This window comes from Gordonia sp. i37 (genome assembly GCF_002043085.1).
In the GTDB taxonomy this organism is placed as follows: domain Bacteria; phylum Actinomycetota; class Actinomycetes; order Mycobacteriales; family Mycobacteriaceae; genus Gordonia; species Gordonia polyisoprenivorans.
On sequence record NZ_MVPX01000321.1, the window covers coordinates 1 to 3448 of the forward strand.

General features: G+C 67.9%; 6 protein-coding genes. All 6 read right to left on the reverse strand.

What is annotated here, in order from left to right; all coding sequences use genetic code 11:
- Window positions 1-313: 313 nt before the first annotated feature.
- Window positions 314-1087 (reverse strand): hypothetical protein, encoded by a 774-nt coding sequence (locus tag B1964_RS15720; RefSeq protein ID WP_079930434.1) that lies wholly within the window; start codon window positions 1085-1087, stop codon window positions 314-316.
- Window positions 1087-1827 (reverse strand): hypothetical protein, encoded by a 741-nt coding sequence (locus B1964_RS15725; protein ID WP_079930435.1) that lies wholly within the window; start codon window positions 1825-1827, stop codon window positions 1087-1089. The genes B1964_RS15720 and B1964_RS15725 overlap by 1 nt, the downstream gene beginning before the upstream one ends.
- A 4-nt stretch (window positions 1828-1831) precedes the next feature.
- Complete coding sequence (locus tag B1964_RS15730; RefSeq protein ID WP_079930436.1) at window positions 1832-2026, reverse strand: hypothetical protein; 195 nt, start codon at window positions 2024-2026, stop codon at window positions 1832-1834.
- Window positions 2026-2322: a hypothetical protein gene (locus tag B1964_RS15735; RefSeq protein ID WP_079930437.1), complete on the reverse strand. Its 297-nt coding sequence runs from the start codon at window positions 2320-2322 to the stop codon at window positions 2026-2028. Before B1964_RS15735 ends, B1964_RS15730 begins: the two co-directional genes overlap by 1 nt.
- A 71-nt stretch (window positions 2323-2393) precedes the next feature.
- Entirely contained in the window at window positions 2394-2621 is a 228-nt protein-coding gene (locus B1964_RS15740; protein ID WP_079930438.1) for a hypothetical protein, read from the reverse strand.
- Between the two features lie 426 nt (window positions 2622-3047).
- A partial coding sequence (locus tag B1964_RS15745) for a hypothetical protein (protein ID WP_216354252.1) occupies window positions 3048-3448 on the reverse strand: 401 nt, incomplete at its 5' end.

The window sequence follows — 3448 nt, forward strand, 5'->3', positions numbered from 1 at the left end:
GGTAGTGAGCCCCGCGCGTTCGGGATCGTCCGGCGTCAGCACCGACTTCTCGACCGTCGCACCGTAGACGGTGGCGATGACCGCGTGCGCGCTCTCGTGGATCGCGGTCAGCATCTCCTGGCGCGCGGCGGGTGTCATCGCGGTGGCGGTCGAGGTCACACTGCTCACGGTTGGTGCTCCTGGTCGTCGGGGTGGTGAGGGTGCCGACGCCGACCGGCGGTCCGTAACCAGTCCCGGTCGGCGTCAGCGGTGCAGGTGGCGGTGGGAGTGAAAGGCGGAGAGGGGGCCACCGCCACCTGCTGCGGTTGGTGGATCAGGTGATGGTCGCCGCTGCCACGGCCTTCTCGTAGCCGATCACGACCGAGCGTTCGGCGACGGCCACGAACTGGTTGTAACGGGCCTCGATGGCTTCACGCAGGACCGGCTGATCGCGCCACCCGAACGTCGGGCTGGTGCCGACGATGGTGTCGCCGAGCCCCTCGATGTATCCGCCGCCGAACACCCAGGTGTGACCCAGCGGTGAGCGCGGGGAGTTACCGCCGGACAGGATGATCAGACCGAACCGCTGTGCGGCGGCGGCCAGACCGGCGCTCGCATGAATGAGACCGGTGGTGTTGGTCTTGGCGAACTCGGCCTCGATGTGGCTCACCGCCGCGATGAGGTCGGCGGCCGGTGCCGGGGTGCACGCGTCGATCAGGAGGCGCGCCGCGAACTCACGCTCCACGGCGACCTGCTCGGTGATCCGCAGATCCTGCAACGCGCGTTCGCGGACCTCAGCCTGTGAGGGGGCGGTCAGGTCGCCCTGATCGAACGCCCACGCGGTGAGCGGGTCGAACGGGGCCGGGATCGCCGGACGCTCACCGTCTTTCAGCTCGCCGGGCTCGGGGTCGCACCAGTCTGCGCCCCAGATACGGAAGGCGTCCTCGCCGCCGAAGTTGTGTGGCCGGACACGAACGCCCGAGGCGAGCCAGCGGGGTGCGCCGGTCTCATCGGTCCAGGCGGTGGCCGGATAGAGCCCGTTCGGGGCCGGGTTCACCAGCGGTGCTTCGAACTCGACGGGGCTGAGGGTTTGGGCCGGTGCGGTCATCAGATGTTCTCCTGGTCAACGCCGATACCGAGTTCGGCCAAGGTGGCGCGGGCCGCCTCAGCGTCGGCGTTGGGGTTGGCGGCTGCGGCGGCGTGCATATTTTGTGCGCGGTAACTCCGTGCCCGGTCAATCCGCCGATGCAGATCGAGAACAGTGCGGTCGAGAGACCTCAGCGCGTCGATAAGTTCGTCGCTCACCGAGGCCAGACCCCGGCGCGAGTCCGACTGTCGGCCGAGAAGATCGCTGAGGGGTCCGCTGATGGATGCCGCGAGGTTGGTGAGGGGCTGAGCCCACCGGCACTCGATGAGCGCGGCACGTGTGATCTCAGGGGCGGGCTTGGCCGCCAACGCCTTGAGGGCAGCCCGGGCGCGGGGCCGGTCGGTGTCGCGCACGCGAGAGACCTTGGCCGCGTGGACCAGATTGCGGGCGCGGTCACACAGCTCCTCGACCGCGCCGCTGATCGCGGTCACCGACTCGATGTAACCCGGTGTCCCAGGGCACGGCTCGGTCGCCAACTTCGCCTCGGCGGCACCGAGGACGGCGCGAAGTTCCTCACCGAGATCGAACGCCGCGTCGAGCTGGATCGGTAGGTGCTTGCGCCGCCGGTCCCGTAGCTCGTCCTGGCTGTAGTTCGGTGTCGGGGCGTCGATGAACTCTCGGCGGCGGACGCCGTAGCCGGTCGCTCCGGTGACGACCGGTGTCGGCCGGTCGGCGGTCACGGTGGCGGTTAGATTGACCATAGTCTCAATTCCTCACAAGTCGGTATTGTGTTGCGGCGGTGTTGGATTCATTGTCGTCGGCGGTAGCTCTGGGGTCCAGGGCTGGCGTGTATCTGCGCGCCGCGATGACGACGGCGGTCACGACGGTCACGGCGGTGCCGATGATCTCCCGGGCGAAGAACGCGCCGACCACGAGCGCGATGGTGACGGCGGCGCTCATCAGACGGCCAGGCCAAGGTCGGGCTCACCGCGTTCTGTGGACACTCGGTGAGCCTCCTGGCAGAAGCCGTCGCACAACCCGACATACGGTGTGCCGCCGACCTTCACCTCCACGACCCGACCCGCGTTGGCGAGCTTGTCGAGAGCTTCCAGACGCCGCCAGTATCCGCTCGGCAGATGGGCGGCGATCAGCGACCACGGCCACAGGGGCGGGTCGTCATTGGGGCTGGGCGACAGATCGGTGAGCAGGTCGATGATCTGCTGGGCGATCTCGTCGGCGCTGACGGTTGCGGACATGTTCGGACTCCTCAATCGGTGCGAGTGAAACGTGGTTGCTCCGGGTGGGTGTGAGGCTCCGGCGGGTGGGGTCAGGTGGTCAGGCGCTGGGCGAGGTCGGCGCGGTCGTCGGTGGTCAGCGTCGGCAGCTCGGCGTCGAGCGTGCGGCGAACTCGCCAGTAGCTGAGGGCTTCCCGGCACCGTTGGACACGCGGGTCGCGCTCGCTGGCACCACGCCCCTTGTATGCGGCGAGCCGTGTCGACCACGAGCGCGGCGGGGTATCGCTGCTGCGGGTCGGCGCGGTGTCGGTGGTGCTCATGACCTCATGATCACATTAGCGTGGCGGTTACGCAACGGCGACACGACGCTAAATCGTAAGCGGCACAGGGTAGTTCACCGAATCACTCGGTGTTTTCGAGGGTGGGGATGGAGGTGCCCGGCAACGACGAGACCCCCTCGGCCTACCTGCGGGCTACGGGCAACGCGCTAGGCGGAGGGGGTCTCAGTTCGAGAGTACGGCACTGAGGCTCTGGTGCTGTGTTGTAACACATCTCGGTGCCGCAGACGGCGGGGAATGGCAGCCGTTTTCCCACAGCTTGGGCCAGCGTTGGCCCACTGAGTCGGCGGCCGTTGCGGTGCGGGTCCGCGACACACAGCTCCTCGCCCTGGTCAGGGCCGCAATCGGTGACGCGGTGAGGGCTGCGAGAAACCCTGGTCCACTTGATTGGTGATCAAGCACTCAGGGTTACGACCACCCGGCGGCCTCGCCATCGACGGTGATCTGAGGCTGACGACGACCGCCGGTGATCGACCTCGCCAGCGCAGGGTTCACGTATCCGTTCGGGCCAAAGGTGCCGGGTGGCACCGAGTATCGGCGTTGCGAACTCGTGGTCTGTCCGGTCATCACAACTCCGGTGGTCTCAACGTCCTCGATGATCTCGGCGTCAACGACTTCGGTGGCGTCGGCGTCGGATTCGGCCTCAGTGGCCGTTTGGGTATTCGGGGGTCCATCGACACCGGCGTCGGTCTGGTCGGCCGTCAGCGCCTCGCTCAGCGTCGGGGCGGGCAACTCGGGGGGGCGGTCATCAACGATGTCAGCCCAGTTCGTCCGGTGCCACAATGCGGTGCGCTCCTCAACGCTGAGCG